The organism is Pseudomonas sp. Pdm06, assembly GCF_014851795.1.
Lineage (GTDB): Bacteria > Pseudomonadota > Gammaproteobacteria > Pseudomonadales > Pseudomonadaceae > Aquipseudomonas > Aquipseudomonas fluorescens_AA.
Map to the genome: position 1 here is coordinate 17,558 of NZ_JACVAH010000026.1, position 24,845 is coordinate 42,402.

At 61.4% G+C, this 24,845-nt stretch carries 29 protein-coding genes; 15 read left to right on the forward strand and 14 right to left on the reverse strand.

The genetic code is table 11. The features are described from left to right. Positions 1 to 3: 3 nt before the first annotated feature. The 5 genes from pstA (at position 4) to IB266_RS29560 (ending at position 5,762) form a co-directional block, all read left to right on the forward strand. The gene (gene pstA / locus IB266_RS29540) at positions 4 to 1,674 is read left to right on the forward strand and encodes a phosphate ABC transporter permease PstA (RefSeq protein ID WP_060739810.1); all 1,671 of its coding nucleotides are present in this window, start codon (positions 4 to 6) and stop codon (positions 1,672 to 1,674) included. Positions 1,675 to 1,830: 156 nt separating this feature from the next. Next, on the forward strand, positions 1,831 to 2,664 hold the full coding sequence (pstB, locus tag IB266_RS29545) for a phosphate ABC transporter ATP-binding protein PstB (RefSeq protein ID WP_058544183.1): 834 nt from the start codon (positions 1,831 to 1,833) through the stop codon (positions 2,662 to 2,664). A gap of 97 nt (positions 2,665 to 2,761) precedes the next feature. Next, positions 2,762 to 3,523: a phosphate signaling complex protein PhoU gene (phoU, locus tag IB266_RS29550; protein WP_060739809.1), complete on the forward strand. Its 762-nt coding sequence runs from the start codon at positions 2,762 to 2,764 to the stop codon at positions 3,521 to 3,523. 169 nt (positions 3,524 to 3,692) lie between these two features. Next, positions 3,693 to 4,646, forward strand: a complete 954-nt coding sequence (locus IB266_RS29555) for a response regulator (protein WP_192264177.1) — start codon at positions 3,693 to 3,695, stop codon at positions 4,644 to 4,646. Between the two features lie 219 nt (positions 4,647 to 4,865). After that, positions 4,866 to 5,762 carry a peptidoglycan DD-metalloendopeptidase family protein gene (locus IB266_RS29560; RefSeq protein WP_192264179.1) on the forward strand — a complete coding sequence of 299 codons (897 nt, stop codon included), beginning with the start codon at positions 4,866 to 4,868 and terminating at the stop codon, positions 5,760 to 5,762. A gap of 270 nt (positions 5,763 to 6,032) precedes the next feature. On the opposite strand, the gene IB266_RS29565 is transcribed toward IB266_RS29560, so the two are convergent. From IB266_RS29565 to phoB, 3 genes are all read right to left on the reverse strand, one after another. Further along, positions 6,033 to 7,373 carry a hemolysin family protein gene (locus IB266_RS29565; protein ID WP_014335895.1) on the reverse strand — a complete coding sequence of 447 codons (1,341 nt, stop codon included), beginning with the start codon at positions 7,371 to 7,373 and terminating at the stop codon, positions 6,033 to 6,035. A gap of 113 nt (positions 7,374 to 7,486) precedes the next feature. Then, positions 7,487 to 8,773 carry a phosphate regulon sensor histidine kinase PhoR gene (phoR, locus tag IB266_RS29570; protein WP_219734551.1) on the reverse strand — a complete coding sequence of 429 codons (1,287 nt, stop codon included), beginning with the start codon at positions 8,771 to 8,773 and terminating at the stop codon, positions 7,487 to 7,489. A gap of 80 nt (positions 8,774 to 8,853) precedes the next feature. Next, entirely contained in the window at positions 8,854 to 9,543 is a 690-nt protein-coding gene (phoB, locus tag IB266_RS29575; protein WP_003177195.1) for a phosphate regulon transcriptional regulator PhoB, read from the reverse strand. Between the two features lie 152 nt (positions 9,544 to 9,695). On the opposite strand from phoB, the gene IB266_RS29580 reads away from it, so the two are divergent. After that, the gene (locus IB266_RS29580) at positions 9,696 to 10,082 is read left to right on the forward strand and encodes a hypothetical protein (RefSeq protein WP_192264181.1); all 387 of its coding nucleotides are present in this window, start codon (positions 9,696 to 9,698) and stop codon (positions 10,080 to 10,082) included. A 153-nt stretch (positions 10,083 to 10,235) separates the two neighbouring features. Here the strand turns inward: IB266_RS29580 and ubiA are convergent, their stop codons facing one another. Both ubiA and IB266_RS29590 read right to left on the reverse strand, forming a co-directional pair. Further along, a complete protein-coding gene (gene ubiA, locus IB266_RS29585) occupies positions 10,236 to 11,126 on the reverse strand; it encodes a 4-hydroxybenzoate octaprenyltransferase (RefSeq protein WP_192264183.1) in 891 nt (296 codons plus the stop codon). Further along, positions 11,126 to 11,689 carry a chorismate--pyruvate lyase family protein gene (locus IB266_RS29590; protein ID WP_192264186.1) on the reverse strand — a complete coding sequence of 188 codons (564 nt, stop codon included), beginning with the start codon at positions 11,687 to 11,689 and terminating at the stop codon, positions 11,126 to 11,128. Before IB266_RS29590 ends, ubiA begins: the two co-directional genes overlap by 1 nt. 176 nt (positions 11,690 to 11,865) lie before the next feature. On the opposite strand from IB266_RS29590, the gene IB266_RS29595 reads away from it, so the two are divergent. From IB266_RS29595 to IB266_RS29605, 3 genes are all read left to right on the forward strand, one after another. Then, complete coding sequence (locus tag IB266_RS29595) at positions 11,866 to 12,033, forward strand: rubredoxin (protein ID WP_003177199.1); 168 nt, start codon at positions 11,866 to 11,868, stop codon at positions 12,031 to 12,033. A 24-nt stretch (positions 12,034 to 12,057) separates the two neighbouring features. Next, positions 12,058 to 13,206 carry an NAD(P)/FAD-dependent oxidoreductase gene (locus IB266_RS29600; RefSeq protein WP_192264189.1) on the forward strand — a complete coding sequence of 383 codons (1,149 nt, stop codon included), beginning with the start codon at positions 12,058 to 12,060 and terminating at the stop codon, positions 13,204 to 13,206. A gap of 191 nt (positions 13,207 to 13,397) precedes the next feature. After that, positions 13,398 to 13,673, forward strand: a complete 276-nt coding sequence (locus tag IB266_RS29605) for an HU family DNA-binding protein (protein ID WP_060739802.1) — start codon at positions 13,398 to 13,400, stop codon at positions 13,671 to 13,673. A 143-nt stretch (positions 13,674 to 13,816) separates the two neighbouring features. Here the strand turns inward: IB266_RS29605 and IB266_RS29610 are convergent, their stop codons facing one another. Next, positions 13,817 to 14,908 carry an aminopeptidase gene (locus IB266_RS29610; protein WP_192264192.1) on the reverse strand — a complete coding sequence of 364 codons (1,092 nt, stop codon included), beginning with the start codon at positions 14,906 to 14,908 and terminating at the stop codon, positions 13,817 to 13,819. A 57-nt stretch (positions 14,909 to 14,965) separates the two neighbouring features. On the opposite strand from IB266_RS29610, the gene IB266_RS29615 reads away from it, so the two are divergent. Both IB266_RS29615 and IB266_RS29620 read left to right on the forward strand, forming a co-directional pair. Beyond that, positions 14,966 to 15,379, forward strand: a complete 414-nt coding sequence (locus tag IB266_RS29615; protein WP_092333657.1) for a hypothetical protein — start codon at positions 14,966 to 14,968, stop codon at positions 15,377 to 15,379. A gap of 41 nt (positions 15,380 to 15,420) precedes the next feature. Next, the gene (locus tag IB266_RS29620; protein WP_192264195.1) at positions 15,421 to 15,846 is read left to right on the forward strand and encodes a hypothetical protein; all 426 of its coding nucleotides are present in this window, start codon (positions 15,421 to 15,423) and stop codon (positions 15,844 to 15,846) included. A 6-nt stretch (positions 15,847 to 15,852) separates the two neighbouring features. Here the strand turns inward: IB266_RS29620 and IB266_RS29625 are convergent, their stop codons facing one another. Then, entirely contained in the window at positions 15,853 to 16,086 is a 234-nt protein-coding gene (locus tag IB266_RS29625; RefSeq protein WP_192264219.1) for a DUF1161 domain-containing protein, read from the reverse strand. 149 nt (positions 16,087 to 16,235) lie between these two features. Next, on the reverse strand, positions 16,236 to 16,667 hold the full coding sequence (locus IB266_RS29630) for an OsmC family protein (RefSeq protein WP_192264197.1): 432 nt from the start codon (positions 16,665 to 16,667) through the stop codon (positions 16,236 to 16,238). A 238-nt stretch (positions 16,668 to 16,905) separates the two neighbouring features. Here IB266_RS29630 and IB266_RS29635 point away from each other — a divergent pair, with 238 nt between their 5' ends. Next, the gene (locus IB266_RS29635) at positions 16,906 to 17,907 is read left to right on the forward strand and encodes an LLM class flavin-dependent oxidoreductase (protein ID WP_060739796.1); all 1,002 of its coding nucleotides are present in this window, start codon (positions 16,906 to 16,908) and stop codon (positions 17,905 to 17,907) included. 54 nt (positions 17,908 to 17,961) lie between these two features. Here the strand turns inward: IB266_RS29635 and IB266_RS29640 are convergent, their stop codons facing one another. Together IB266_RS29640 and IB266_RS29645 are read right to left on the reverse strand one after the other, a co-directional pair. Further along, positions 17,962 to 18,183 (reverse strand): DUF1161 domain-containing protein, encoded by a 222-nt coding sequence (locus IB266_RS29640; protein WP_060739795.1) that lies wholly within the window; start codon positions 18,181 to 18,183, stop codon positions 17,962 to 17,964. Positions 18,184 to 18,299: 116 nt separating this feature from the next. Then, positions 18,300 to 18,515 carry a dodecin gene (locus IB266_RS29645; RefSeq protein WP_003177209.1) on the reverse strand — a complete coding sequence of 72 codons (216 nt, stop codon included), beginning with the start codon at positions 18,513 to 18,515 and terminating at the stop codon, positions 18,300 to 18,302. A gap of 156 nt (positions 18,516 to 18,671) precedes the next feature. On the opposite strand from IB266_RS29645, the gene IB266_RS29650 reads away from it, so the two are divergent. Then, positions 18,672 to 18,998 (forward strand): DUF883 family protein, encoded by a 327-nt coding sequence (locus tag IB266_RS29650; protein ID WP_025211165.1) that lies wholly within the window; start codon positions 18,672 to 18,674, stop codon positions 18,996 to 18,998. On the opposite strand, the gene IB266_RS29655 is transcribed toward IB266_RS29650, so the two are convergent. Further along, complete coding sequence (locus IB266_RS29655) at positions 18,971 to 19,888, reverse strand: LysR family transcriptional regulator (protein ID WP_192264200.1); 918 nt, start codon at positions 19,886 to 19,888, stop codon at positions 18,971 to 18,973. The two genes, IB266_RS29650 and IB266_RS29655, sit on opposite strands and share 28 nt — an antisense overlap. Before the next feature lie 112 nt (positions 19,889 to 20,000). Between IB266_RS29655 and trpB the strand changes: the two genes are divergently transcribed. Then, a complete protein-coding gene (trpB, locus tag IB266_RS29660) occupies positions 20,001 to 21,233 on the forward strand; it encodes a tryptophan synthase subunit beta (protein WP_053127073.1) in 1,233 nt (410 codons plus the stop codon). Further along, a complete protein-coding gene (trpA, locus tag IB266_RS29665) occupies positions 21,233 to 22,045 on the forward strand; it encodes a tryptophan synthase subunit alpha (RefSeq protein WP_192264203.1) in 813 nt (270 codons plus the stop codon). The genes trpB and trpA overlap by 1 nt, the downstream gene beginning before the upstream one ends. 100 nt (positions 22,046 to 22,145) lie before the next feature. Here trpA and IB266_RS29670 read toward each other — a convergent pair whose 3' ends face one another. From IB266_RS29670 to IB266_RS29680, 3 genes are read right to left on the reverse strand one after another with little or no spacing between them, the layout of a single operon-like run. Then, positions 22,146 to 24,107 carry a DUF4105 domain-containing protein gene (locus IB266_RS29670; RefSeq protein WP_060739792.1) on the reverse strand — a complete coding sequence of 654 codons (1,962 nt, stop codon included), beginning with the start codon at positions 24,105 to 24,107 and terminating at the stop codon, positions 22,146 to 22,148. Next, entirely contained in the window at positions 24,104 to 24,424 is a 321-nt protein-coding gene (locus tag IB266_RS29675; protein ID WP_003187020.1) for a DUF2388 domain-containing protein, read from the reverse strand. The genes IB266_RS29670 and IB266_RS29675 overlap by 4 nt, the downstream gene beginning before the upstream one ends. 27 nt (positions 24,425 to 24,451) lie before the next feature. Next, positions 24,452 to 24,760, reverse strand: a complete 309-nt coding sequence (locus IB266_RS29680; protein WP_060739791.1) for a DUF2388 domain-containing protein — start codon at positions 24,758 to 24,760, stop codon at positions 24,452 to 24,454. Between the last annotated feature and the right edge of the window lie 85 nt (positions 24,761 to 24,845).

The following is a 24,845-nucleotide window of genomic DNA, read 5'->3' on the forward strand; positions in this document are numbered from 1 at the left end:
TCTGTGAAACAGAACTCCCTGAAAGGATGGTTCAAGAGCGGCGCCCCCGGCGTCTGGATCAGCGGTGGCGCGGTGTCCATCGCGGTCATCATGACCATTGGCCTGCTGGCGGTGATCGCTGTGCGCGGCCTGGGCCACTTCTGGCCGGCAGACCTGATCCACGCCAACTACAACGTGCCGGGCATGCCTGCGCATCTGGTGGTCGGCGAAGTCGTGCAGAAAGAAGAAGTACCTCGCGAGCGCCTGAAAAGCGCCGGCCTGCCGGTGCCGGATGAAGGCCCCGAGTTCATGACCCGCGAACTGATCAAGGTCGGCAACCGAGACCTGAACGGCACTGACTTTACCTGGATCGTCGGCGATTGGCTGACCAACCAGACCACGCCGCCGGAACTGATGGCCATCGAGCGTCGTGAGTGGGGCAACTTCTACGGTTACCTGGTCAACGTCAAGGAAGGCGGCAAGGTCATCGCCGAGGGCGAAGCGGCCTGGCCGCAACTGCAGGCTCGGGTACAGCGGGTCAATCAGTTGGCCGCCGAACTCAAGACCCTGGAAAAAGTCGACATCGGCGCCATCAACGCCGGTCTGGAGCGTATCCGCCTGCACGGTCGCAAGCTGGAGCTGGACGGCAAGCTCGATGCTTCGGCCCAGGCCGACCTGGAAAGCGAGCGCGCCGAACTCAACGCCCGCTACAAGGACATCGAAGCGCGCCTGGCTGACCTGCATGCGCAGTTCAACCGCGACAGCCTGACGGCCCGCGATGCCAACGGCAAGGAAGTGGAGATCGAAATCGGCAAAGTGGTGCACGCCTACCAGCCAAACGGCATGGGCACGTTCACCAAGCTGGGTTTCTACTTCAGCAAGGTCTGGGAGTTCCTCAGCGACGACCCCCGTGAAGCCAACACCGAAGGCGGTATCTTCCCGGCGATTTTCGGCACCGTGATGATGACCCTGATCATGGCGATGATCGTGACGCCGTTCGGCGTGCTGGCGGCGGTCTACCTGCGTGAATACGCCCGCCAGGGCCCGATGACCCGGCTGATCCGCATCGCAGTGAACAACCTCGCGGGCGTTCCGGCCATTGTTTACGGCGTGTTCGGCCTGGGCTTCTTCGTCTACGTGCTGGGTGGTTCGGTCGATCGCTTGTTCTTCCCCGAAGCCTTGCCGGCACCGACCTTCGGCACCCCGGGCCTGCTCTGGGCGTCGTTGACCCTGGCGCTGCTGGCGGTGCCGGTGGTGATCGTGGCCACCGAAGAAGGCCTGGCGCGGATCCCGCGTACCGTGCGCGAAGGCTCCCTGGCCCTCGGCGCGACCAAGGCCGAGACCCTGTGGAAAATCGTCCTGCCCATGGCCAGCCCGGCAATGATGACCGGCATGATCCTCGCCGTGGCCCGCGCCGCCGGTGAAGTGGCGCCGTTGATGCTGGTAGGCGTGGTGAAACTGGCCCCGTCGCTGCCGCTGGACGGCAACTACCCGTATCTGCACCTCGACCAGAAGATCATGCACCTGGGCTTCCATATCTATGACGTCGGTTTCCAGAGCCCGAACGTTGAAGCGGCGCGACCGCTGGTCTATGCCACGGCGCTGCTTCTGGTGCTGGTGATCGCCACGCTCAACCTGTCGGCGGTGTGGATCCGTAACCACCTGCGCGAGAAGTACAAGGCACTGGATAGTTGATGGTCTGTGGGAGCGAGCTTGCTCGCGAAGCTTCTGGCGGCCTCGAGGGCCCCTTCGCGAGCAAGCTCGCTCCCACATTGATCGGCGTTCACTGGAATTTCATGGGGCCGCCACACAGGCGTTCCGAACCGAATTTGTTAGCACAGGGAGCCTCCCATGCAACACGAAGCACATACACACGGCATCAACATGTCGGCCCTGGGCCGCGACAAGCAGAGCCTGGATCTGGCGCAGGAAACCGTCGCCATCGAAGTACCCGGCCTGAGCCTGTTCTACGGCGAGAAGCAGGCGCTGTATGACGTCAGCCTGAATATCCCGAAACAGCGCGTCACCGCGTTCATCGGTCCATCGGGCTGCGGCAAGTCAACCTTGCTGCGCACCTTCAACCGCATGAACGACCTGGTGGACGGCTGCCGCGTAGAAGGTGAAATCAACCTCTACGGCAACAACATCTACCGCAAGGGCGAAGACGTGGCCGAGCTGCGCCGTCGCGTCGGCATGGTGTTCCAGAAGCCGAACCCGTTCCCGAAAACCATCTACGAGAACGTGGTCTACGGCTTGCGCATCCAGGGCATCAACAAGAAGCGCATCCTCGACGAAGCCGTGGAATGGGCCCTCAAGGGCGCCGCGCTGTGGGATGAGGTCAAGGACCGTCTGCATGAATCGGCCCTCGGTCTGTCCGGCGGCCAGCAGCAACGTCTGGTGATCGCCCGCACCATCGCCGTGGAGCCGGAAGTGCTGCTGCTCGACGAACCTTGCTCGGCCCTCGACCCGATCTCGACGCTGAAAGTCGAAGAGCTGATCTACGAGCTCAAGTCCAAGTTCACCATCGTCATCGTGACCCACAACATGCAACAGGCTGCGCGGGTTTCCGACTACACCGCGTTCATGTACATGGGCAAACTGGTGGAATTCGGCGATACCGATACGCTGTTCACCAATCCGGCGAAGAAACAGACCGAAGACTACATCACCGGTCGCTACGGCTAGTCGAGGCAACTGCATAGCCGCACTGCGCTATCAGGATCAACATTTAACTGCTTGAAGCTTGCAGCTTGAAGCTTGCAACTTTCGCGGAGCGAACAAGATGATTTCGAAGGAAGGCCTTACTCACCATATTTCCGCACAGTTCAACGCCGAGCTGGAGGAAGTGCGCAGTCACTTGCTGGCCATGGGCGGGCTGGTGGAAAAGCAGGTCAACGACGCGGTGACCGCACTGATCGAGGCCGACTCCGGCCTGGCCCAGCAGGTGCGCGAAATCGATGACCAGATCAACCAGATGGAACGCAACATCGACGAGGAGTGCCTGCGGATCCTGGCTCGTCGTCAGCCGGCTGCGTCCGACCTGCGCTTGATCATCAGCATCTCCAAGTCGGTGATCGATCTTGAGCGGATCGGCGACGAAGCCACCAAGATCGCCCGTCGTGCCATTCAGTTGTGCGAAGAGGGCGAGGCGCCCCGCGGCTACGTCGAGGTTCGCCACATCGGCGACCAGGTGCGCAACATGGTCCGTGACGCACTGGACGCCTTCGCCCGCTTCGATGCCGACCTGGCGTTGTCGGTGGCCCAGTACGACAAGATCATCGACCGCGAATACAAGACCGCCCTGCGCGAGCTGGCGACCTACATGATGGAAGACCCACGCTCCATTTCCCGGGTGTTGAGCATTATCTGGGTGCTGCGTTCTCTGGAGCGTATCGGCGATCATGCGCGCAACATCTCGGAACTTGTCATCTACCTGGTGCGCGGTACCGATGTGCGCCATTTGGGGCTCAAGCGGATGAAGGAAGAAGTTCAGGGCACCCCGTCCGAAACCGCTAATGTTCCGGGCGAAACTGACGATAAGTAAGATTGCCAAGAAAAGCGCCCGGCCTTTTGGTCGGGCTTTTTTTTGGATTTTTTTTAATCGAAAGCAGCACCCCGCGAACGAAAAGTCCCGGCGTGACTGACGGTTTTTTTGGCAATATGCCATCAGTAAAAGCGGTATGCTTGCCGGGATTTTTTAGAGGTGTATCTGGATGAGTAAGGTCAGTGTGTTGGTCGTGGACGATGCTTCGTTCATTCGTGACCTGGTGAAGAAGTGCCTGCGCAACTACTTCCCGGGCGTGCGTATCGAAGACGCGGTGAACGGCAAGAAAGCCCAGGCCCTGCTGGCTCGCGAGGCATTCGATCTGGTGCTGTGCGATTGGGAAATGCCGGAAATGTCCGGCCTCGAACTGCTGACCTGGTGCCGCCAGCAGGACACCCTCAAGGGCATGCCCTTCGTGATGGTCACCAGCCGCGGCGACAAGGAAAACGTGGTCCAGGCGATCCAGGCCGGCGTTTCCGGCTACGTCAGCAAGCCGTTCACCAACGAACAGTTGCTGACCAAGGTCAAGCAGGCCCTGCACAAGGTCGGCAAGCTCGACACGCTGATGAACAGTGCCCCGACCAAGATGAACTCGGCGTTCGGTAATGATTCCCTCAGCGCCCTGACGGGCAATAAGGCGCCGGTTGCGGCTGTTGCTTCGGCGCCTGCGGCGAATCCGTTTGCCAAGCCGGCCGCCACTCCCGCTCCCGCAGCCGCTGCTGCCCCGGCCCGTGGACTGCTCAACAGCCCACCGGTCAAGGCACCGGCAGCTGCCGCTCCGACGACCAACCGTGGCCAAGGCCAGTTGCGCCTGTCCAGCGGCACCCAGCAATGCGTGATCAAGGCCCTGAGCCTCAAGGAAGCGCTGCTGGTGGTCAAGCGCACCGACACCCTGCCACAAGTGCTCGAAAGCGCAGTGCTGGACATGGAACAGGGCGACAACGCCGAAACGGCCCGTCTCAACGGCTACCTGCACGCCATCGTCGCCCATGAGCAGACCCCCGACAGCGAATGGCTGCAACTGACGTTCCGCTTCGTCGACAAAGACCCGCAGAAACTCGACTACATCTCCCGCCTGATCGCCCGCGGCACGGCGCAGAAACACTTCGTGCCAGGCGCCTGATCCGGCGGCGCCTTCGAGGCCGCTATCGCGAGCAAGCTCGCTCCCACAGGGGATCTTCAGTGTTCACTGGATCGAGTGTGGGTGCGAGCTTGCTCGCGATGGGGCCATAAGATCCAACACCGATCACTGATCCAATTTTGAAACATCCGTCGACTACGCTGGTCCATCCCAGCTGCTAGGCTGCTGTGCAGGCCTTCATTTTCGACAGAACCTTTGCCCATGCTCGTGCCCCTGCTGTTTGCCTGTGGTCTTGTCCTGGCCTCCACCTCGGCCGTGGCCATGACGATCTACAAATCCACCGATGCCAATGGTGTGGTGTCCTATAGCGACCGCCCCAGCAAGGGCGCCCAGGTGTTCGTGTTCCGCGACCGCATGGTCGAACGTCTGGAGCGGCAGGTGTTTCTGGATATCAAGAAACAGAACGGCGCGGACGCGGTGTTCGTGCGCAACGACTTGTACGCGCCGGTGGAGATCGAGTTGAGTTTCGCCGGGCTGCGCAATGTCAGCGGGGCGCCGAGCCGGCCGATTCGTCGGGTGCTGCCGGCGCGCAGCAACCTGCGCCTGGTGCTGCTCACGGCCACCCGGCCCGGCAGGCCGCTGGTGTATACCCCAAGGTTCGAATATTCCCTGGGCGACCCTGCAGGCGCCGCCGAGGCCTATCGGTACCCGCTGCCTTGGCGCGGCGGGCCGTTCCGGCTGAGCCAGGGGGCCAACGGCCAATACAGCCATTACGGCCCGAAGAACCGCTACGCCATGGACATCGCCATGCCCGTCGGCACGCCGATCATCGCCGCGCGGGGTGGCGTGGTCATCAAGACCGAAAACGAGCAGACCGGCCGCGGGGACGACCCCGCGGGCAACTTCGTGCGAGTGCTGCACGATGACGGCACCATGGGTGTCTACCTGCACCTGCAGAAGGGCTCGGTGAGCGTACGGGAAGGGCAGCGGGTCGGGGTGGGCACGCCGCTGGCGTTGTCGGGCAATACCGGCAACAGCTCAGGCCCGCACCTGCATTTCGTGGTGCAGCGCAATACCGGGTTGGGGTTGGTGTCGATTCCCTACCAGTTCAATCAGCCGGTGGGCGACTTGCCCAACTTTGCGTTGGGCAAGCAGTAGCCTCTGCACAAGCCAAGGCGCTTTTGTGGCGAGGGAGCTTGCTCCCGCTCGGCTTTGTAGGAGCTGGCGAAGCCTGCGATCTTTTGATCTTTCGCTCCAGACTCAACGGGCAGCGGAAAGATCGCAGCATCGCTTCGCTCGTCAGCTCCTACAGACCCAGCGGGAGCAAGCTCCCTCGCCACAGGGGCTGGCTGTTCCAGGCCGAAATGCGATCCCCTGTGGGAGCGAGCTTGCTCGCGAAGGCAGCACCGCCGACCTTCAGTCAACGACTCAATCGAGCATCAACACCTTCGCCAGGATGATCTTCGGCCCTTTCATCTTCTTGATGATGATCCGCAGGCCTTCGACTTCCAGCACTTCTTCCTCTTCCGGCACGCGCTTGAGGGTTTCATAGACCAAGCCGGCCAGGGTTTCTGCTTCGATGTGGTCCAGGTCGATCCCCAGCAGGCGCTCGACCTTGAACAGTGGTGTGTCGCCGCGTACCAGCAGCTTGCCCGGCTGGTAGGCCAGGATGCCGCGTTCGGCCTTGCGGTGTTCGTCCTGGATGTCGCCCACCAGCACTTCCAACACGTCTTCCATGGTCAGGTAGCCGATGATGTTGCCATCGGCTTCCTCGACCAAGGCGAAGTGCGAGCCACCCTTGCGGAACTGCTCCAGCAACTGCGACAGCGGCATGTGCCGCGACACCCGCTCCAGCGGCCGGGTCAGTTCGGCCAGGTTGAACGACTCGGGAATGTGATCCAGGGCCGCCAGTTCCAGCAGCAGGTCCTTGATGTGCAGCAGGCCGACGAACTCCTGGCGCTCGCTGTCGTACACCGGATAACGGCTGAACTTGTGGCGACGGAACATCGCCAGGATTTCCTTGAGCGGCGCGTTGAACTCCAGCGTCACCAGGTCTTCCCGGGAGTTGGCCCAGTCCACCACTTCCAGCTCGCCCATTTCCACGGCCGAGGCCAGCACGCGCATGCCCTGGTCGCTGGGGTCCTGGCCACGGCTGGAGTGCAGGATCAGTTTCAGTTCTTCGCGGCTGTAATGGTGTTCGTGATGGGGCCCGGGCTCGCCTTGGCCGGCGATGCGCAAGATGGCGTTGGCGCTGGCGTTGAGCAGGTAGATCGCCGGGTACATGGCCCAATAGAACAGGTACAGCGGCACGGCGGTCCACAGCGACAGCAGCTCGGGTTTGCGGATGGCCCAGGATTTGGGCGCCAGTTCACCGACCACGATGTGCAGGTACGAAATGATGAAGAACGCGGTGAAGAACGACACGCCCTTGATCACTTCCGGCGACTGTACGCCGACCGCGCCCAGCAACGGCTCGAGGATGTGGGCGAACGCCGGCTCGCCGACCCAGCCCAGTCCCAGGGACGCCAGAGTGATACCCAGTTGGCACGCAGACAGGTAAGCGTCGAGCTGGCTGTGGACGGTGCGCAGGATGTGCCCGCGCCAGCCGTTCTGCTCGGCAATGGCTTCGACCCGGGTCGAGCGCAGCTTGACCATGGCGAATTCGGCCGCAACGAAAAAACCGTTGAGCAAAACCAGGATCAGAGCGAAAAGAATCATGCCGAATTCGGCGAAGAGCGTAACGAGGGACAAGCCAGGGGAAGGGTCCATGATGGGGTTTTGCGGGTTCCGAATAGTCGTAGGAATTGGAAATGGGCGCCCGAAAAGGCAGGCGCAAGCCAGTCAATGTAGCGGCTGACTCGGCGATTGCCTAGGGGGCGTGCTCAATCAGCGGGGCGGGCGAGGCGTGCGCGAACCACCTGGGCCGGGGCGAAATGGCAGGTAAAGGTGCTGCCATGGCCGGGTACGCTGCTGATTTCCATGCGGGCACGATGGCGCAGCAGGACGTGTTTGACGATGGCCAGCCCCAGCCCGGTGCCCCCCGTGTTGGAGTTGCGGCTGGAGTCGACGCGGTAGAAGCGTTCGGTCAGGCGCGGCAGGTGCTTGCTGTCGATACCGATGCCCGAATCGCGCACGCTCAGGTGCGCGCCTTGCTCATCGCCCCACCAGCGCACATGGATCCGACCTTGCTCCGGTGTGTACTTGACCGCGTTGAACACCAGGTTGGAAAACGCACTGCGCAGTTCCGCCTCGCTGCCTTTGAGCTGCACGGCCGGGTCGGCTTCCAGGGTAATGGTCTGCTGCTTGGGGCCGGACAGTTCCTGCGCATCTTCGGCAATGGTTTGCAGCAGGTCGTCGATGGGCACTGGCTGGTTGTCCGATGGGTAGTCGGTGGCTTCCAGTTTCGCCAGCAGCAACAAGTCGTTGAGCAGGGTCTGCATGCGCCCGCTTTGCTGGTGCATCTGCTGCAAGGCCCGGGTCCAGCGCGGGTTCACCTCCTCGACGTTGTCGAGCAGGGTTTCCAGGTAACCGCAGATCACCGTCAACGGCGTGCGCAGTTCGTGGGAAACGTTGGCGATGAAATCCTTGCGCATCTGTTCCAGCTGATGGATCCGCGTGACATCGCGCACCAGCATCAGGTGCTCGTTGTTGCCGTAGCGGGTGATGTACAACTGGATGCGCAACCGATCGTTGGTGGGCGAAGGGATTTCCAGCGGCTCGGCGTAGTTGGCTTGCTCGAAATATTCCTTGAAGCGCGGATGTCGCACCAGGTTGGTCACCGGCTGGCCACTGTCCTGGGGCGTCTTGAGGCCCAACAGGGTCTCGGCGGCGCGGTTCCACCACTCCAGGTTGCCGTCGCTGTCGAGCATGATCACCGCGTCTTTCAGCGCGGCGGTGGACTCCTGGACCCGGTCGATCACCGCCTGCAGGCGGCCGCGAACGCGCTGGTCGCGCCGTTGCAGGTGGTAGATGCTGTCGAACACCTCACCCCACAGGCCATAGCCGTCGGGCGGGGCTTCGTCGGGTTGGTGCAGGCGCAGCCATTCATGCAGGCGCAGCAATTGCTTGAGGGTCCAGGCCAGGTAAAGCCCCAGCCCGGCGGCCAGGCTCCAGCCGTAGTAACCGCTGATCAGGCCGATCAGCAAACAACCGGTCACCAGCAACAACATGTGGCGAATCAGGGTGCCATGCCAGTTTTGATTCACGTGACGCGCGTCCTTGTCAGCTTGTCGGGCGGTAAGGGCTCGGATCAGGCCTTGGTCGAAAAACGATAACCGGTGCCGCGCACGGTTTGTACCAGATTTTCATAAGCATCGCCGAGGGCCTTGCGCAGGCGCCGGATGTGCACGTCCACGGTGCGCTCCTCGACGTAGACGTTGCCGCCCCAGACCTGGTCCAACAATTGGCCGCGGGTGTAGGCGCGTTCCTGGTGAGTCATGAAGAATTGCAGCAGGCGGTATTCGGTCGGCCCCATCTCGGCGGGTTTGCCGTCGATGGTCACGCGGTGGCTGATCGGGTCGAGCAGCAGGCCACCGACTTCAATCGGTGCTTCGCCATCGGTCGGCCCGGCGCGGCGCAGCACGGCTTTCAGGCGCGCCACCAGTTCCCGTGGGGAAAACGGCTTGGTGATGTAGTCGTCGGCGCCGACTTCCAGGCCCTGGATCTTGTTGTCCTCTTCGCCCTTGGCGGTGAGCATGATGATCGGGATATCCCCGGTCAGCTCGTCGCGCTTGAGGCGTCGCGCCAGTTCGATGCCTGACGTGCCGGGAAGCATCCAGTCCAGCAGGATCAGGTCGGGCTTGCGGTCGACGATGATGGCGTGGGCCTGTTGAGAGTTTTCTGCTTCCATGCAGTCATAGCCGGCCATCTCCAACGCAACGGCGATCATCTCGCGGATGGGTGCCTCGTCGTCGACGATCAGAATGCTCCTGCCAACCATGGGGTAATCCTCTTGTCATTTAACTGTCTTGCGCCGCATTAGATAACGGAATTATTGCAGTCGTGTGACAGTTATTTCCTGGCCCGGCAGCAAGGGGGATCCTGGACTAAGCTTTTCAGTCCGAATCCTGACAACCACAAAAGAAGGTTTCCATGACTTACTTCACCCAATCCATCAAGGTTCTGGCGGTCACAGCTGCACTGGCGCTGCCGACCTGGGCGTTCGCGGCTGAGCCGGCGATGGTCTCAAAAACGGGGGTGCTGACTGACCACAAGGAGATGACGCTGTATACGTTTGCCAAAGACTCGGGCGGCAAGTCGATGTGCAACGACAAATGCGCCGCCAACTGGCCACCGCTCATGGCCGAAGAAAATGACAAGCCCATGGGTAAATGGACCGTGATCACCCGCGACGACGACAAGAAGCAGTGGGCCTACGATGGCAAGCCGCTGTACACCTTCGTCATGGACAAGAAGGCGGGGGACGTGACCGGTGACGGCAAAATGGACGGCGCCTGGAAGGTCGCCAAGCCCGACTGACCACCCCGAAACGCTTTTGTGGCGAGGGAGCTTGCTCCCGCTGGGCTGCGCAGCGGCCCCCAAAATCTTGCGGTCGCTGCGCAACCGAGCGGGAGCAAGCTCCCTCGCCACAAAGCCTTTCATGAGCCAAGGTTCAGTGTTGGGCCGGCGGCCTCAGCGCAACGCGTAATCCAGCACAATCCCCACGAAAATCGCCAACCCGGCCCAGTGGTTGTGCAGGAACGCCTGGAAGCAACGCATCCGGTCCCTGCCACGGGTGTACCAGAATTCCCAGGCGAAGCATGCGGCAGCGGCCACCAGCCCCAGGTGGAACCAGCCGCCCAGCTGGAATTTCGATCCGGCCAGCAGCAGGCAAGCCAAGGCCAGGCTTTGCAGCGTCAGGATGATCACCCGATCGGCATCGCCAAACAGGATCGCCGTGGACTTCACGCCGATGCGCAGGTCATCGTCCCGGTCGGTCATGGCGTAATAGGTGTCGTAGCCCACCGTCCACAGCAGGTTGGCGATGTACAGCAACCACGCGGCCGCCGGCAGATGCCCGGTTTCGGCAGTGAACGCCATCGGCATGCCCCAGGAGAACGCCGCGCCCAGCACCACTTGCGGGTAGTAGGTATAGCGCTTCATGAACGGGTAGCTGAACGCCAGCGCCAGGCCCCCGAGGGACAGCAGGATGGTGGGTGCATTGGTGCACAGCACCAGCAGGAAGCTCACACTCATCAGCACGGCGAAGAACACCAGCGCTTCTTTCGAACTGATCTTGCCGCTCACCAGCGGGCGCTGCTCGGTGCGTTTGACGTGGCCGTCGACCTTGCGGTCGGCCCAGTCATTGATCACACAGCCGCCGGCGCGGGTCAGCACCACGCCGAGGACGAAAATCACCACGTTGGCGATGGACGGCGAGCCTTCACCGGCGATCCACAACGCCCACAGCGTCGGCCACAGCAGCAGGTAGATGCCGATGGGCTTGTCCATACGGGTCAGTTGCACGAAGTCCCACGCCCGTGGATTCAGGCGATTCAAGGATTTGAGCAGTTGCACGTACATCAAACATTCTCCGAATAGGCGCGGGCGACGGTCCACAAGCGTGGCAGGAAGATTTCCGCCACCAGCACGCTCAACGCACCGCGATCGAAACGTGAACGGCGACCCCACAGCCCGCTGGCGCGGACGTCTTCCGGCAATCCTGCCTCGGGGTAATGGCAAACCTCGATGGCCCGGCGCTGGAACGCCTGGTCGCAAAACAGCAATTCGCCCAGGGAGCGGCTGCCCAGTTCGTCCATCTGCAACCCGTCACCCTGCAAGGCGCTGCGCGCCGCCACACTGCGGGCGAACACCCAAGGCTGGTCGCGGCCGCGCAGATACACTTCGCGTACCCAGCCCTCGCTGTCCTCGGCCAGGTCCAGGGCGGCACATTCGTCGGCGCGCAAGGGCTGCCAGCCTTCGAACAGCGGCGTCACGCTGAAATGGCCGTCCGACAGGCGCGTGAGGCGCCGGGTCAGGGAGCCTTCGTCGAACAGCCAATCGAGTACACCCGCATCGGGGCGGGGCGACAGCAGGTGCTGGGGCAGCCATTGGAGTGTAGGAAATATCGAATTTGTATGCGGCACAGAGGTCTTGAATGGCAGCAAATGAGGCCGCGAGCTTACCATGTCGGTCGCGGGTTTTGACGGGCCCGGCCGGCTGCCCTGCTGATCGTGCTTGCATCTGTCGCAACCGATCAGTACAAAACGGCCCTGAGCCGGAAAATACCGGCCAAGGCCTGACATCTTGAGGAAGTATTGGAATGAAGAAGTGGCAATGTATCGTCTGCGGCCTGATCTACAACGAAGCTGACGGTTGGCCTGACGATGGCATCGCGCCCGGCACCCGCTGGGAGGATGTACCGGCAGACTGGCTGTGCCCGGACTGCGGCGTCGGCAAAATGGATTTCGAAATGATCGAAATCAACTGATCGTTTCATCAAATGGAGAGCAACATGAGTGCACCTGTCGTCATCGTCGGTACAGGCCTGGCCGGTTATAACCTGGCCCGGGAGTTTCGCAAGCTCGACAGCGAAACCCCGTTGCTGCTGATCACTGCGGACGACGGTCGCTCGTATTCCAAGCCGATGCTCTCCACAGGCTTTGGCAAGAACAAAGACGCCGACGGCCTGAGCATGGCCGAGCCGGGGGCCATGGCCGAGCAACTCAAGGCCGAAGTGCGCACCCATACCCGCATCAGCGGCATCGATCCGGGCCACAAACGGCTGTGGATCGGCGAAGAGGCGGTGAACTACCGCGACCTGATCCTGGCCTGGGGCGCCGAAACCGTGCGCGTGCCGGTACAGGGCGATGGGGCGGACCTGATCTTCCCCATCAACGACCTGGAAGACTACGCACGCTTCAGGGTCGCGGCGGCTGGCAAGCGTCGGGTGTTGTTGCTGGGTGCCGGCCTGATTGGCTGCGAGTTCGCCAACGACCTGAGCCTGGGTGGCTACGAAGTACAACTGGTGGCGCCGTGCGAGCAAGTCATGCCGACGCTGCTGCACCCGGCCGCCGCGGCAGCGGTCCAGGCCGGGCTGGAAAGCCTCGGTGCGCGCTTCCACTTGGGCCCTGTGCTCAACCGCTTGCAGAAGGTCGCCGACGGGCTGGAGGCGCACCTGTCCGACGGCCAGGTGATCGCCTGCGACCTGGTGGTCTCGGCCATCGGCCTGCGTCCCCGCATCGACCTGGCAGCCGCGGCTGGCCTGGTGATCAACCGCGGCGTCGTGGTCGACCGTCATCTGAAGACCTCTCACGCCAATATCTACGCCCTGGGCGACTGCGCCGAGGTCGACGGCTTGAACCTGCTGTATGTCATGCCGCTAATGAGCTGCGCCCGGGCCCTGGCCCAAACCCTGGGCGGGAACCCGACTGCCGTCAGCTACGGCCCCATGCCGATTACCGTAAAAACCCCGGTGTGCCCCTTGGTGGTGTCGCCGCCACCGCGAGGCCGCGAGGGCGTGTGGAGCGTCGAAGGGCAGGGGGCGGACATCAAGGCGCTGTGCCGCGACGCTCAAGGCAACCTGTTGGGTTATGCCCTGACAGGCACGGCGGTGATGGAGAAACTGGCGCTGAACAAGGAGCTTCCAGCCCTGCTGGCGTAAATACTGGTCGTTCTGTCGCAAAAACCCTACTTTTGGTCCCACAAAGGTCGCCCGGACACTGGCGCCGTTTTCGGCACCGTGCCATCCTCACTTCCGTCTGCCGCAGAGTAGAGCCTGCGGCGCCTTAGGGGCTGTTCCAAAGAGAGCAGCACGGACATAACAACAAAAAAACCGTCAAAGGGGCTTCATTCATGCGTAAACCAGAACTCGCCGCCGCTATCGCGGAAAAAGCAGACCTCACCAAAGAACAAGCCAACCGCGTCCTCAACGCCGTCCTGGAAGAAATCACCGGCGCCCTGCACCGCAAGGACAGCGTTACCCTGGTGGGCTTCGGCACTTTCCTGCAACGCCACCGCGGCGCCCGCACTGGCAAAAACCCACAGACCGGTGAGCCGGTGAAGATCAAGGCCAGCAACACCGTTGCCTTCAAACCAGGCAAGTCCTTGAAAGAAAGCGTCAACCCATAATCGCTACGAGTACCTCGGCCGGGGGGAAGAAAGCGGCAATCAAAAGGGCATATCGATGAGTCGGTATGCCCTTTTTTGTGCGGGGTTGCTGGCTGTAGCCAGGCATCCAATGTGGAAGCGAGCTTGCTCGCGATGACGTCCGCCTAGTCAGCAGAAGTCTTCGGCTCCGCTAATACCTTCAAGGCCGCCTTGCGCGCTTCGATCGGCAATTCGCCCAGCTTTTCCACCGCGGCATAAAATGCAACCCAATCACCGCCCTCGCGCCTGAACAGCGCCGCAAATGCCGGCACCCACTGGTCATACAGCCCGAACGGCAATAGTCGCGCATTGTTCAGTGGCGCGTAGACCCAGGCGTCATAGCGTTTGTCGCCCGCCCACTGGGTGTCGCGCATTTGCACATAGTCGGCACGCAGGTGCTCGAACTCCGCAGCTTTGCGTTGGCGCATCTGTTCGGCTGTCAGGGGCTGGGCGTAGAGGGTTTCCAGGCGCTGGCGGGTGTCGAGGATCAGTTGGATGAACTGGTCGCGCTGGCGCACCTGCTTGCCGTTATCCGGCGCCAACCCACGACTGGCACGCCATTGCCGGGTGCCTTCCTGTTCAACGAAGGTGGCGAAGGACTCATTGAGTTCGGTGTCGTCCTTTACATAAAACCGCTGGTGCGCCAGTTCATGAAAGATCAGCGTCGCCAGGCGTTCGTCGCCCCAGTGCATCATCGAGCTCAGGATCGGGTCGTTGAACCAGCCCAGCGTCGAATAGGCCTCTACACCGCCAATCGCCACGTCCATGCCCTGCAAGCGCTGCAACGCGGCCTCGCCACGGGCGGCGCCCTGGCTGTAATAACCGCGATAAGCCACGCAACCGGCAATGGGGAAACAATGATTCTGCGGCGCCAGGGAAAATTCTGGCGTGGCAAAGACATTCCAGACGACGAATGGCCGGCCTATATCCGCATACAGGCGATAGCTTCGATTGTCCGGTAAATGCAGGTGATCGCTGGCAAACGTCCGTGCCTCGCGCGCCTGGGCCAGGTGCGCCTTGAGTTGGGGATCGCGAGCGGGGTCGGCGATGACTTGGTCGATAAGCTCTCGGGCTTGCAACAACCGCAGCTGTCCGCCGACGAGCTGGCTGTAGTAACCGACGCTACTGCAGCCGTTCAGTAACAAAAGCAGGAGGCCTGGAAACAAAATCTGGAAAACACGGTCGAGTAACCGATGGCTTGAACGCGGCCTGATCAATTGGAATCACCCTGGGAAGTCTGCCCACAGACTATCTCGCTTGCCTGGAGCTTCGCTATGCGCGTGTTGATGCTGACGAGTGGCCTGTTGCTGCTGACCGGTTGCGCCGGTTTGCCTGATCCTGATCCCTCCCAGGCGTGGATCGACCTGGGGAACCAGCAGGACACCGCGCTACAAGCGCTGGAAGTCGATGACAAGATGTCCATTGACCGGCGTTATTTCGAAGTGCAACCCGGCAGCCATGAGCTGACGGTGCGTTATCAATTTGCCGTCGAACCCGGCAACATCGGCCCGGATGCCGAGCCGCTGTGGCGCGATTGCCGGTTGAACCTGAAATTCAAGGACTTCAACGCCGGCCAACGTTACCAGCTGCAGGCCGGCAGCATTGGTTTCCGACCGTGGGCCAAGCTTTACGATCAGCAGCGCAAAGTAGTGGGGCAGGGTACACCGGCGGGCTGTCAGCAAAGTTGATCGGCGTTATGCTCAAGACCTGATTATTCAGGAAACTCACCATGCGCCTTCACATGCTGTTACTGGCCTTCGTTGCCATGGGCGGTTGCACAGCGACCCCGTTGCCATCGGTCGATCCGAACATGGCCTGGGTCGATTTCGCGACGCCTACGCCGGGTGGCAAGGTACTGATGGCTGAAAAGCTGGATGGCCAGCGGCTGCGAGACGGACGCTTCTTCCAGGTTTCGCCGGGTAGCCATGAATTGGAAGTACGCTTCGACTTCGAGGTGTTTGGTGGCGGTGGGCTGGGTTTGATGACCGAGCCGCAAGAACGACTGTGCTATCTGACCGTGCGTTACGATCATTTCGTGGCCGGCCAGCGCTATCGTCTGGAGGCGCGTAACCTGGCATACACGCCAAGCGCCCGACTTTATGACGCCAAGCGAGAAATCGTTGCCGAAGATCGACAAGCCCGCTGCATCCCATAGGACGTCTTAGCGGTCGTTCTTCTGGTAGATGATTTTTTTCGTGCCGTTTTCGCAAGTGCCTACCACCATGTTCTGGTCGTGGACTTCATCATTCGTGACGATTTCCAGCGTGTAGGACGACACGTTGTTGGCCTGGATCTTCGCTTCGATTTCCTTTTTCAGCTCTTCACAGGATTTCGGTTCGGCAAGGGCTGATGCCGCGAATGCGCAGCCGATGACCACCAGGGCTGATCGTTTCATGTTCGAATTCCTCATGGCAGCGCGCACTGCCTGCGCGCTGAAACTGCAGGCTTCATTCGACCATAATTGCGCCAGGGTAAACAGCTCGACCGCATTCAATAAATCGCAGCCTTCACCAGCGTCTGCAAAGGCTGCGATCCTTGCATGCGTCAGTTCACCAGCGTCGCGTCCAGGGTGATATTGGCGTTCAGCACCTTGGAAACCGGACACCCTTCCTTGGCCTTCTTGCTCAGCTCATCGAATTGCGCCTGGCTGGCACCGGGGATTTTCGCCTTGAGCACCAGCTTGACCGCCGTGATCGCAAAACCGCCCTCGACCTGGTCCAGGGTCACTTCGGCGTTGGTGTCGATGCTGTCGGCCTTGAGCCCGGCATCGCCGAGGATCATCGAAAAGGCCATGGAAAAGCAGCCAGCATGGGCCGCGCCGATCAACTCCTCCGGGTTGGTACCCTTGCCGCCTTCGAATCGTGCCTTGAAGCCATAGGGCGCTTCGCGCAACACACCGGTTTCCGTGGAGATGGAGCCGATACCGGTTTTCAGGTCACCTTCCCAATGAGCCGATGCTTTCTTGATGATAGCCATGTCTGCCTCCTGAAGATTCGGCGCGAAAGCCGCGCCTGGGTGTTTTTTAACTGTCTGGGTTGTGAGGATAGACCGCCTGTAAAAGTTCACCCTGTCGATTAGCCGACGAATTTAGTAGGAAAATTCGTCGCTGCTATTGAAACTCGGGTATATGCCCACATTGCATTGCACACACCTTTAGAAACGGCAGGCTTTTACCCGTAGGAAAAGCCCGGAACGCCGTTGGAGATCCCGGCCCATGAAACAGCTGTCCGACGTGAAATTCTCAACCCTCGACCTGGTGCCTGTCCGCGCCGATGGCAATGCCGCCCAGTCCTTGCGCAACTCGCTGGACTTGGCGCAGCACGTGGAAAAGTACGGCTATACCCGCTTCTGGGTGGCCGAACACCACAACATGGACGGTATCGCCAGTTCGGCGACGGCAGTGCTGCTGGGTTATCTGGCGGGGGGCACTTCGACCATTCGCGTCGGCTCCGGGGGCGTCATGCTGCCCAATCATGCGCCGTTGATCATTGCCGAGCAGTTCGGCACGCTGGAAAGCCTCTACCCGGGTCGAATCGATTTGGGCCTGGGACGTGCGCCAGGTTCCGACCAGATGACCGCGCGGGCGCTGCGTCGCGAGCGTTCCGGCAGTGCGGACGATTTCCCTGAGGACGTGGCCGAACTGATGCGCTATCTCGGCCCGCGTACCCCGGATCAACGCATCATCGCCATGCCCGGCACCGGGACCAACGTGCCGGTATGGCTGCTGGGGTCGAGCCTGTTCAGTGCGCAATTGGCCGGTGAGCGCGGTTTGCCCTACGCATTCGCTTCCCATTTCGCGCCGCGCTTCATGCACGAGGCGATTCGCATCTACCGTAACCACTTCAAACCGTCGGCGGTGCTCGACAAGCCTTATGTGATGCTCGGCGTGCCGCTGGTCGCGGCGGATACCGATGAGCAGGCCGATTACCTGGCAACGTCGGTGTACCAGCGGATCCTGGCGCTGATGCGTGGCCAGAGCCTGGTGCAGCGTCCGCCGGTGGAAACCATGAACGGTCTCTGGCTGCCCCATGAGAAAGAGGCGGTTGGCGATTTCCTGGGCCTGGCCATGGTCGGCAGTCCGCAGAAGATTCGCGCCAAGCTGCAAGTATTGATCGAGCAAACCCAGGCCGATGAGCTGATTTTCACCAGTGACCTGTACGAACACGCCGATCGCTTGCACTCCTACGAGTTGTTGGCGCAGGTCATGAAAGGCTGAATGACGCCCATGAAAAAGCCGACGCGATGCGTCGGCTTTGATGTTCGAAAAGAATCATTTTTTATAGATGATTTCTTTCGCACCGCCCTCACATTTGCCGACGACTTTTCCGTCAGTCGCTGTGCCTTTATCGACGATTTCCAGCGAATAACCTGACACGCCCTTGGCGTCCAGCTTCGCTGCGATCTCGCTTTTCAGCTCTTCGCAGGGCTTACCGGCCGCAAACGCACCACCGGCAAGGCTCAGCAAACCCAGGGCCACCATCAACTTTTTCATCGCTCGCACTCCTTGGTCGGATCAAATAGGGCAGGTATTGGAAAAACGTCATGCGCAGACCATAGCGCATCGCCACTCCCTATGGCACTCCGCCAGCGTGCAAGTTCAAAAGAACCTCAGCTATTGGCTATCCGGAACCCGACTTTGATGGTCACTTGAAAGTGCGCGGCCCGGCCATTTTCGATGTGGCCGCGGGTTTCCGTGACTTCGAACCATTCCAGATGCTTGAGGCTTTTGCTGGCTTCGGCCAAGGCGTTGTTGATGGCGTCTTCAATGCTGGTGGGGGACGAGCCGACCAGCTCGACTTTTTTGTAAGTGTGGTGATCACTCATGGGGATTCTCCTTGGTTGTGTTTAACAGCCTAGCAGCGATTTTTCGCCTTACGTGTGTCGTCGTTCGCGCGCTGAAGTTCAGATTTACTGCACTTTCAGAAACGACTGGAGTCCCAATTCACACACGCCACTCAACCACTGCAGGAGAGAGCCACCATGGCCAGCAATTCGTTACGCAAAGCCTCGTTGCAAAGCATGGAAGCGGAGATCGAGAGTCTGCTCAAGTCGTTGGAAAGCCTGAAGGACGACGCCTCGGACGAGTCGCGTAAGACCCTCAAGTCGCTCAAGGCCAATGCCGAGAGCGCGCTGAAACATTCTCGTCATCTGCTCAGCGATGCCTATGAAGAGGTGAAGGTGAAAACCCGTGAAACCGGGATCGCCACACGCGACTACGCGCAGGAACACCCATGGACCACGGCCGGTGTCGCAGTCGGTGCGCTGGGTCTGCTGGCTGCTTACCTGCTGTGCAAGCGCGGTGACTGAGTCGGTTGGCTCAGCTCGTGCCTGAGCCACTGGGCCAATTGCCGAGCGCGCCCGTCTGCGGCGCGCTTGGGCAGCCACAACGCCAGTCGCGCCGCGGTTTCATCGAAGCCCCATGGCGCGACCAGGCGACCGGCGCGTACGTCCTCGGCCACCAGCGGCTCGGGCGCGATCGCCACGCCTAACCCCGCGACGGCGGCCTCCAGCAAATAATACAAATGCTCGAATCCTTGCCCGAACTTCAGTGCCTGGGGTTCCAGGGCGTTTTGTCGTGCCCAGGTCGGCCAGGCCTGGGGGCGGGATGTGGTGTGCAGCAACGGCTCGTCCAGCAGCGCGCTGGCCGGTGCGGCTTGCAAGCGCGCGAATCCGGCGTAGTGGGGGCTCATCACGGGGCCGATCCGCTCGCTCACCAGTTCGTACACCTGCATATCGGCCGGCCACGGCGGCTCGGCGAAGACCAGCAAGGCATCCAGCCCCGGTCGCCTGGGGTCCAGGTCGCCTTCGCCGGCGGACAGGTGCAGGCGCAAATCCGGCAGGTCGGCGTTGAGCCTGCCCAGGCGGGGAATGAACCAGCGCGCCAGCAGGCTTCCCGAGCAGCCCAGGACAAACGGGGCATCTGCCGTACTTTGCATCAGCTCCGCGCAAACACCGCGCAACCGCTCGAACGCATCGGCGCTGACGTCCCGCAGGCGCATGCCTGCATCTGTGAGTTTAAGGCCGCGCCCGTCCTTGATGAACAAGCTGACGCCCAAATGCTCTTCCAACACCTTCAGCTGTCGACTCACGGCCCCATGGGTGACATGTAGCTGTTCGGCCGCCTGGCTTACGCTGTTCAGGCGGGCGGTAGCTTCGAAGGCGCGCAAGGCGTTGAGCGGAGGAAGATCGTGGCTCATTTTATCTGTGAGTTTTCCTGACAGGTTGTGGCGATCTTATCGGTTTTCACTGGGGGATGTCAGGGGTAGAGTGAACCTCATAGTCTTTCAACGCATTTGCCTGGAGCGCCCGATGACCCAGCCTACGACCCCTTTCAACCTGCGCAGCGGCCCCGACGCCAACGGCCTGTTCGGTGCATTCGGCGGCCGCTATGTGGCCGAGACCCTGATGCCGTTGATCCTTGATCTGGCCCGTGAATACGAGGTGGCGAAGGAAGATCCGGCCTTCATTGAGGAATTGGCCTACTTTCAGCGCGACTATGTCGGTCGCCCAAGCCCGCTCTACTTCGCCGAGCGCCTGACCGAATACTGCGGCGGCGCCAAGATCTACCTCAAGCGTGAAGAGCTGAACCACACCGGCGCACACAAGATCAACAACTGCATCGGCCAGATCCTGCTGGCGCGGCGCATGGGCAAAAAACGCATCATCGCCGAGACCGGCGCCGGCATGCACGGCGTGGCCACCGCCACCGTGGCCGCGCGTTTCGGTCTGGATTGCGTGATCTACATGGGCACCACCGACATCGAGCGCCAGCAGGCCAACGTGTTCCGCATGAAGCTGCTGGGGGCCGAAGTGATCCCGGTGGTCGCCGGTACCGGCACGCTGAAGGACGCAATGAACGAGGCCCTGCGCGACTGGGTCACCAACGTCGACAGCACGTTCTACCTGATCGGCACCGTGGCTGGCCCGCATCCGTATCCGGCCATGGTGCGCGACTTCCAGGCCGTGATCGGCAAGGAAACCCGCGATCAACTGCAAGCCCAGGAAGGTCGCCTGCCGGATAGCCTGGTGGCGTGCATCGGCGGCGGCTCCAACGCCATGGGCCTGTTCCACCCGTTCCTGGACGACAAGAGTGTCGAGATCATCGGCGTCGAAGCCGCCGGTTATGGCATCGAGACCGGCAAGCACGCGGCGAGCCTGAACGGCGGCGTTCCGGGTGTACTGCACGGCAACCGCACCTTCCTGTTGCAGGACGACGACGGCCAGATCATCGATGCCCATTCGATTTCCGCAGGTCTCGACTACCCCGGTATCGGCCCTGAACATGCCTGGTTGCACGACATCGGTCGCGTCCAGTACACCTCGGTGACCGACGCCGAAGCCCTGGAAGCCTTTCACAAATGCTGTCGCCTGGAAGGGATCATTCCTGCACTGGAAAGCGCCCATGCCCTGGCGGAAGTGTTCAAACGCGCACCTAACCTGCCGAAAGATCACCTGATGGTGGTCAACCTGTCCGGCCGTGGCGACAAAGACATGCAAACCGTGATGCACCACATGGAACAGTCCCAGCAGGAGAAACACTGATGAGCCGCCTGCAAACCCGTTTTGCCGAACTCAAGGAACAGAACCGCGCCGCCCTGGTCACTTTCGTCACGGCCGGCGACCCGAACTACGACACTTCGCTGGCGATTCTCAAGGGGCTGCCGGCGGCCGGTGCCGACGTGATCGAGTTGGGCATGCCGTTCACCGACCCGATGGCCGACGGCCCGGCGATCCAGTTGGCGAATATTCGTGCCTTGGGCGCCCAGCAGAACCTGGCGAAAACCCTGCAGATGGTTCGCGAGTTCCGTCAGGACAATACCGAGACGCCGCTGGTGCTGATGGGCTACTTCAACCCGATCCACCGTTATGGCGTGCAACGTTTCATTGGCGAAGCGCTGGATTGCGGTGTCGATGGCCTGATCGTTGTGGACATGCCGCCCGAGCACAACAGCGAACTGTGCGAACCGGCCCAGGCGGCTGGCTTGGACTTCATCCGCCTGACGACGCCGACCACCGACGATGTGCGTTTGCCGACGGTGCTTAACGGCAGTTCGGGGTTTGTGTACTACGTGTCGGTGGCGGGCGTGACCGGGGCCGGTGCCGCGACCCTGGAGCATGTGGAAGAAGCCGTGGCGCGTCTGCGTCGCCATACCGATCTGCCCATCAGCATTGGTTTCGGCATTCGTACGCCGGAGCAGGCTGCCGCCATCGCACGATTGGCTGATGGGGTGGTGGTGGGCTCGGCGCTGATCGACCATATCGCCAGCGCCGAAACATCGGAACAGGCAATTGATGGGGTGTTGAGCTTGTGTGCCGCCCTGGCCGATGGTGTGCGCAAGGCGCGTCTCAGCTGATTTGATTCAGCTGACAGCCACGAAAAAAAGGGTTCAGAACTCGGTTCTGAACCCTTTTTTTATTCCACCTGGAGCAGTCTTGGCGCTGCTCTTTGCAGGGTCAAGGCAGCTCCAACCCGCCCCCGGCCTTGTGCAGCTTGCGCAAATGCTCGCCAATCTCTTTCACATTGGCCTCGCTCGCCGCAATTTCAGCCGCGCGGCTCGGTTCGAGCAATGCCCGGACTTCCTTGTCCAGATCGCCTGTCAGCGTTTGCAGTTGTTTCTGCCGTAAGCTGCTTTCCGATTCCAAGCGTTGCCATTCGCTGGGTTGCGGCAAGCCGTAGCCACTGCTGCCCAACAGTTCGGCCGGACGGCTCAGGAAACCGCTGTTGGCGAGGATCTGCTGCAGCGTCGCATTGGCCCTTTCCATACCGCCGTTCTGCAATTCACGGGCGCCGAGGTAGCGCTGTTTGACTTCATCCTGCGCCAACAACAATTGCCGGCGATAACTGGCTTGTTCCAGCAGCAACAACGCCGCGCTGGTGCGCAGGTCGGCCTGCTCGAACCAGACGCGGCGTTCGGCGGCGTCGAGGGCCAGCCAGTCTTCCACCGTTTGTTGCTTGATCGGCAGATACTTCTTCAGCACATCGAACATCGCCTGATACCGCTCGCGGAATGAGTCGAAGCGGTAGCCCAGCCGCAAGGCTTCCTTGGGATCATCCAGTACGCTGGTATCCGCCAGGCCCCGGCCCTTGAGTACCTCCAGCAGGCCGTTGGGCATGATGCTGTCCAGGCCCTTGAGTTGCTCGTTATTGCTGCCGCTGCGCAACAGTTTCAAGCTCTCCACGGCGCAGTTATTGGACAGGAAGTAATAGTTGCCGTCGTAGCTCCAATGCATTTCGGCAGCGTGCTCGACCGTTTCCTCGATCTCGGTGCGCGACAGGTTCAGCGGCACCGATGCCAGGCTGCGCAGTTCGGTCTTGGTGTACTCATCGATCACCTGGGCTAACGGCAATACGAACAGGCGCGACGGGTATTTGCCGACCAGCCCGTCCCAGCTCGACAATTGCACATCGCCCACGAAGGCGCGGTATGACAGCACCAGGTGTTGGTCCAGATCCAGTCGGCAGTCCGGGCCACGCGGCCGGCCCGGTGCGCAGATCACGAGCCGGAGCATGCTGTGGCCCCAGCGGCTCACCCAGTTCTGATTGGCCTCGGCCAGCAGGTAATCGATGGCATAGACCCGTTCTGGATCGACCTTGCCCAGCGGTGTCTTGGCGAAGTCGTTTCCGGCGTTGAGGAAGGCGAACGATTGGGCGCAGGTGTCCTTGGCGGCGGGGGCCCAACCGAAGTGTTCCTGGTAATAGCGATACAGGGCGGGGCGTCGGCAGGCATAGCTGGAGTCCAGGAGAAAGTACTCCATGTTGACCGCGACGAACTCCTTGGGGCTGCTCGTTTCATAGAGATCCGGGCTGCGGGCGACCTGGCGGTTGTGCTGTTCCCGTTCACCGCGACGGCCGACGTATTGTGGCCAGCCGGCGAGGTCCAACAAGCGAGGATCATCGCTGAGGGTGAAACGGCGGTCGTTCTGGCCCCGGCATTCATCGGGAAGACCGATCAACCCGGCGCTGCTGTTGCGTCGAGTGCAACGCTGGATCAGTGCACGTTCGGTCTCTGGCCATAGACGCGAGCGATCATAGATGTGGGTCAGTTCGTGCAGGACCGTGGCGAGCATTTCCCGGCGCACGGTGCCGTGGGGACGATGGGTCTTTTGTGTCGCGGCGCTGCCGTCGACAAGGCTGTCGAGCAGGTTGCTATTGAGGTCCAGTTGCGACACCAGCGAGGCCTGGCCGTAGGCATTGGCGGGCATCTGGTCGGTCCAGCCGACATCGATGCGCCGGTCCAGCCGCTCGATGAAGCGCGGCGGCAGGGCCTGCATGGCTTCATCGAGCAGCGCCTGGCTGGCCTGCTGTTGCGCCGGGCTCAGGCCTTCGACGTTGAGGTGCAATTGCAAGCCGGCCTGGGCCATGCTGCCCGTGAGCAGCAAGACCCCGGCCGCCAGCCAGGCGGCGAACCGCCTCACAATGCGAGGATGGCTTCGGCGAGAACCTGGTCACTGGCGTCGCGGGCTTCCGGCACGCGGGTGCGCAAGGTGTCGAAGGCGGCCTCGAGATGAGCGCCACGAATTTCACCATTGCTGGCGACAAAACTGGCCGCATCGTCATGGGCTTCGCGGACGATTTTCGAATCACGGATGGACGTGGTGGTGTCGGAAGTGAAATCGATCGTGCGCTGGGAAGCGCGAACGATGATGTTACTGGTGGCTACCAGGGTATGTGCCTGGGCCACATCGGCCAACACCAGCAGGCCTAAGGCGGCAGCAATCAGCGGGCTACGCATGGAACGACTCCGGAAAAATAAGGATAACTATTGGACGAGAATTGCCTGTGCCAGTTCAAGGTCGCTGACGTGAAGTTTTGGCTGGGCCCGGCGCAGGTAATCCAGGGCCGATTCCAGCTGTGCTCCTCGCAGTTGCCCGTCGCTGGCGACGAACGCCGCAGCGTCATCGTGAGCGGCGACGATCAGTTTATGGTCGAAGGGCGCGGAGGTCACCATGCTCGTGGCATAGCCGCTGACCACCACTTGCTGGGTGGACACATCGAAGGCATGGGCCGGAGCAGACCAGCAAAAAACGATGAAGAAAGACGCGATGAACAGATCTGAGTAGAAACGCATAGGACTCGACGGTTGATGGCGAGTTTGAAGGCTAGCGCAAACCTGCGGGCCAGAGCCAGCGCTGAAACATCGGAACACCATTTGG

What these genes read in the sequence shown, in the direction of transcription:
- IB266_RS29555 (WP_192264177.1), top strand. Translation starts at nt 3,693, where the DNA reads ATGAGTAAGGTCAGTGTGTTGGTCGTGGACGATGCTTCGTTCATTCGT.
- IB266_RS29635 (WP_060739796.1), top strand. Translation starts at nt 16,906, where the DNA reads ATGAAACAGCTGTCCGACGTGAAATTCTCAACCCTCGACCTGGTGCCT.
- IB266_RS29680 (WP_060739791.1), bottom strand. Translation starts at nt 24,760, where the DNA reads ATGCGTTTCTACTCAGATCTGTTCATCGCGTCTTTCTTCATCGTTTTT.
- IB266_RS29580 (WP_192264181.1), top strand. Translation starts at nt 9,696, where the DNA reads ATGACTTACTTCACCCAATCCATCAAGGTTCTGGCGGTCACAGCTGCA.
- IB266_RS29630 (WP_192264197.1), bottom strand. Translation starts at nt 16,667, where the DNA reads ATGGCTATCATCAAGAAAGCATCGGCTCATTGGGAAGGTGACCTGAAA.
- IB266_RS29645 (WP_003177209.1), bottom strand. Translation starts at nt 18,515, where the DNA reads ATGAGTGATCACCACACTTACAAAAAAGTCGAGCTGGTCGGCTCGTCC.
- IB266_RS29625 (WP_192264219.1), bottom strand. Translation starts at nt 16,086, where the DNA reads ATGAAACGATCAGCCCTGGTGGTCATCGGCTGCGCATTCGCGGCATCA.
- phoR (WP_219734551.1), bottom strand. Translation starts at nt 8,773, where the DNA reads ATGTTGTTGCTGGTGACCGGTTGTTTGCTGATCGGCCTGATCAGCGGT.
- IB266_RS29605 (WP_060739802.1), top strand. Translation starts at nt 13,398, where the DNA reads ATGCGTAAACCAGAACTCGCCGCCGCTATCGCGGAAAAAGCAGACCTC.
- IB266_RS29640 (WP_060739795.1), bottom strand. Translation starts at nt 18,183, where the DNA reads ATGAAAAAGTTGATGGTGGCCCTGGGTTTGCTGAGCCTTGCCGGTGGT.
- IB266_RS29620 (WP_192264195.1), top strand. Translation starts at nt 15,421, where the DNA reads ATGCGCCTTCACATGCTGTTACTGGCCTTCGTTGCCATGGGCGGTTGC.
- IB266_RS29560 (WP_192264179.1), top strand. Translation starts at nt 4,866, where the DNA reads ATGCTCGTGCCCCTGCTGTTTGCCTGTGGTCTTGTCCTGGCCTCCACC.
- IB266_RS29675 (WP_003187020.1), bottom strand. Translation starts at nt 24,424, where the DNA reads ATGCGTAGCCCGCTGATTGCTGCCGCCTTAGGCCTGCTGGTGTTGGCC.
- IB266_RS29650 (WP_025211165.1), top strand. Translation starts at nt 18,672, where the DNA reads ATGGCCAGCAATTCGTTACGCAAAGCCTCGTTGCAAAGCATGGAAGCG.
- trpB (WP_053127073.1), top strand. Translation starts at nt 20,001, where the DNA reads ATGACCCAGCCTACGACCCCTTTCAACCTGCGCAGCGGCCCCGACGCC.
- pstB (WP_058544183.1), top strand. Translation starts at nt 1,831, where the DNA reads ATGCAACACGAAGCACATACACACGGCATCAACATGTCGGCCCTGGGC.
- phoU (WP_060739809.1), top strand. Translation starts at nt 2,762, where the DNA reads ATGATTTCGAAGGAAGGCCTTACTCACCATATTTCCGCACAGTTCAAC.
- IB266_RS29600 (WP_192264189.1), top strand. Translation starts at nt 12,058, where the DNA reads ATGAGTGCACCTGTCGTCATCGTCGGTACAGGCCTGGCCGGTTATAAC.
- trpA (WP_192264203.1), top strand. Translation starts at nt 21,233, where the DNA reads ATGAGCCGCCTGCAAACCCGTTTTGCCGAACTCAAGGAACAGAACCGC.
- IB266_RS29595 (WP_003177199.1), top strand. Translation starts at nt 11,866, where the DNA reads ATGAAGAAGTGGCAATGTATCGTCTGCGGCCTGATCTACAACGAAGCT.
- IB266_RS29655 (WP_192264200.1), bottom strand. Translation starts at nt 19,888, where the DNA reads ATGAGCCACGATCTTCCTCCGCTCAACGCCTTGCGCGCCTTCGAAGCT.
- IB266_RS29615 (WP_092333657.1), top strand. Translation starts at nt 14,966, where the DNA reads ATGCGCGTGTTGATGCTGACGAGTGGCCTGTTGCTGCTGACCGGTTGC.
- IB266_RS29565 (WP_014335895.1), bottom strand. Translation starts at nt 7,373, where the DNA reads ATGGACCCTTCCCCTGGCTTGTCCCTCGTTACGCTCTTCGCCGAATTC.
- phoB (WP_003177195.1), bottom strand. Translation starts at nt 9,543, where the DNA reads ATGGTTGGCAGGAGCATTCTGATCGTCGACGACGAGGCACCCATCCGC.
- ubiA (WP_192264183.1), bottom strand. Translation starts at nt 11,126, where the DNA reads ATGTACGTGCAACTGCTCAAATCCTTGAATCGCCTGAATCCACGGGCG.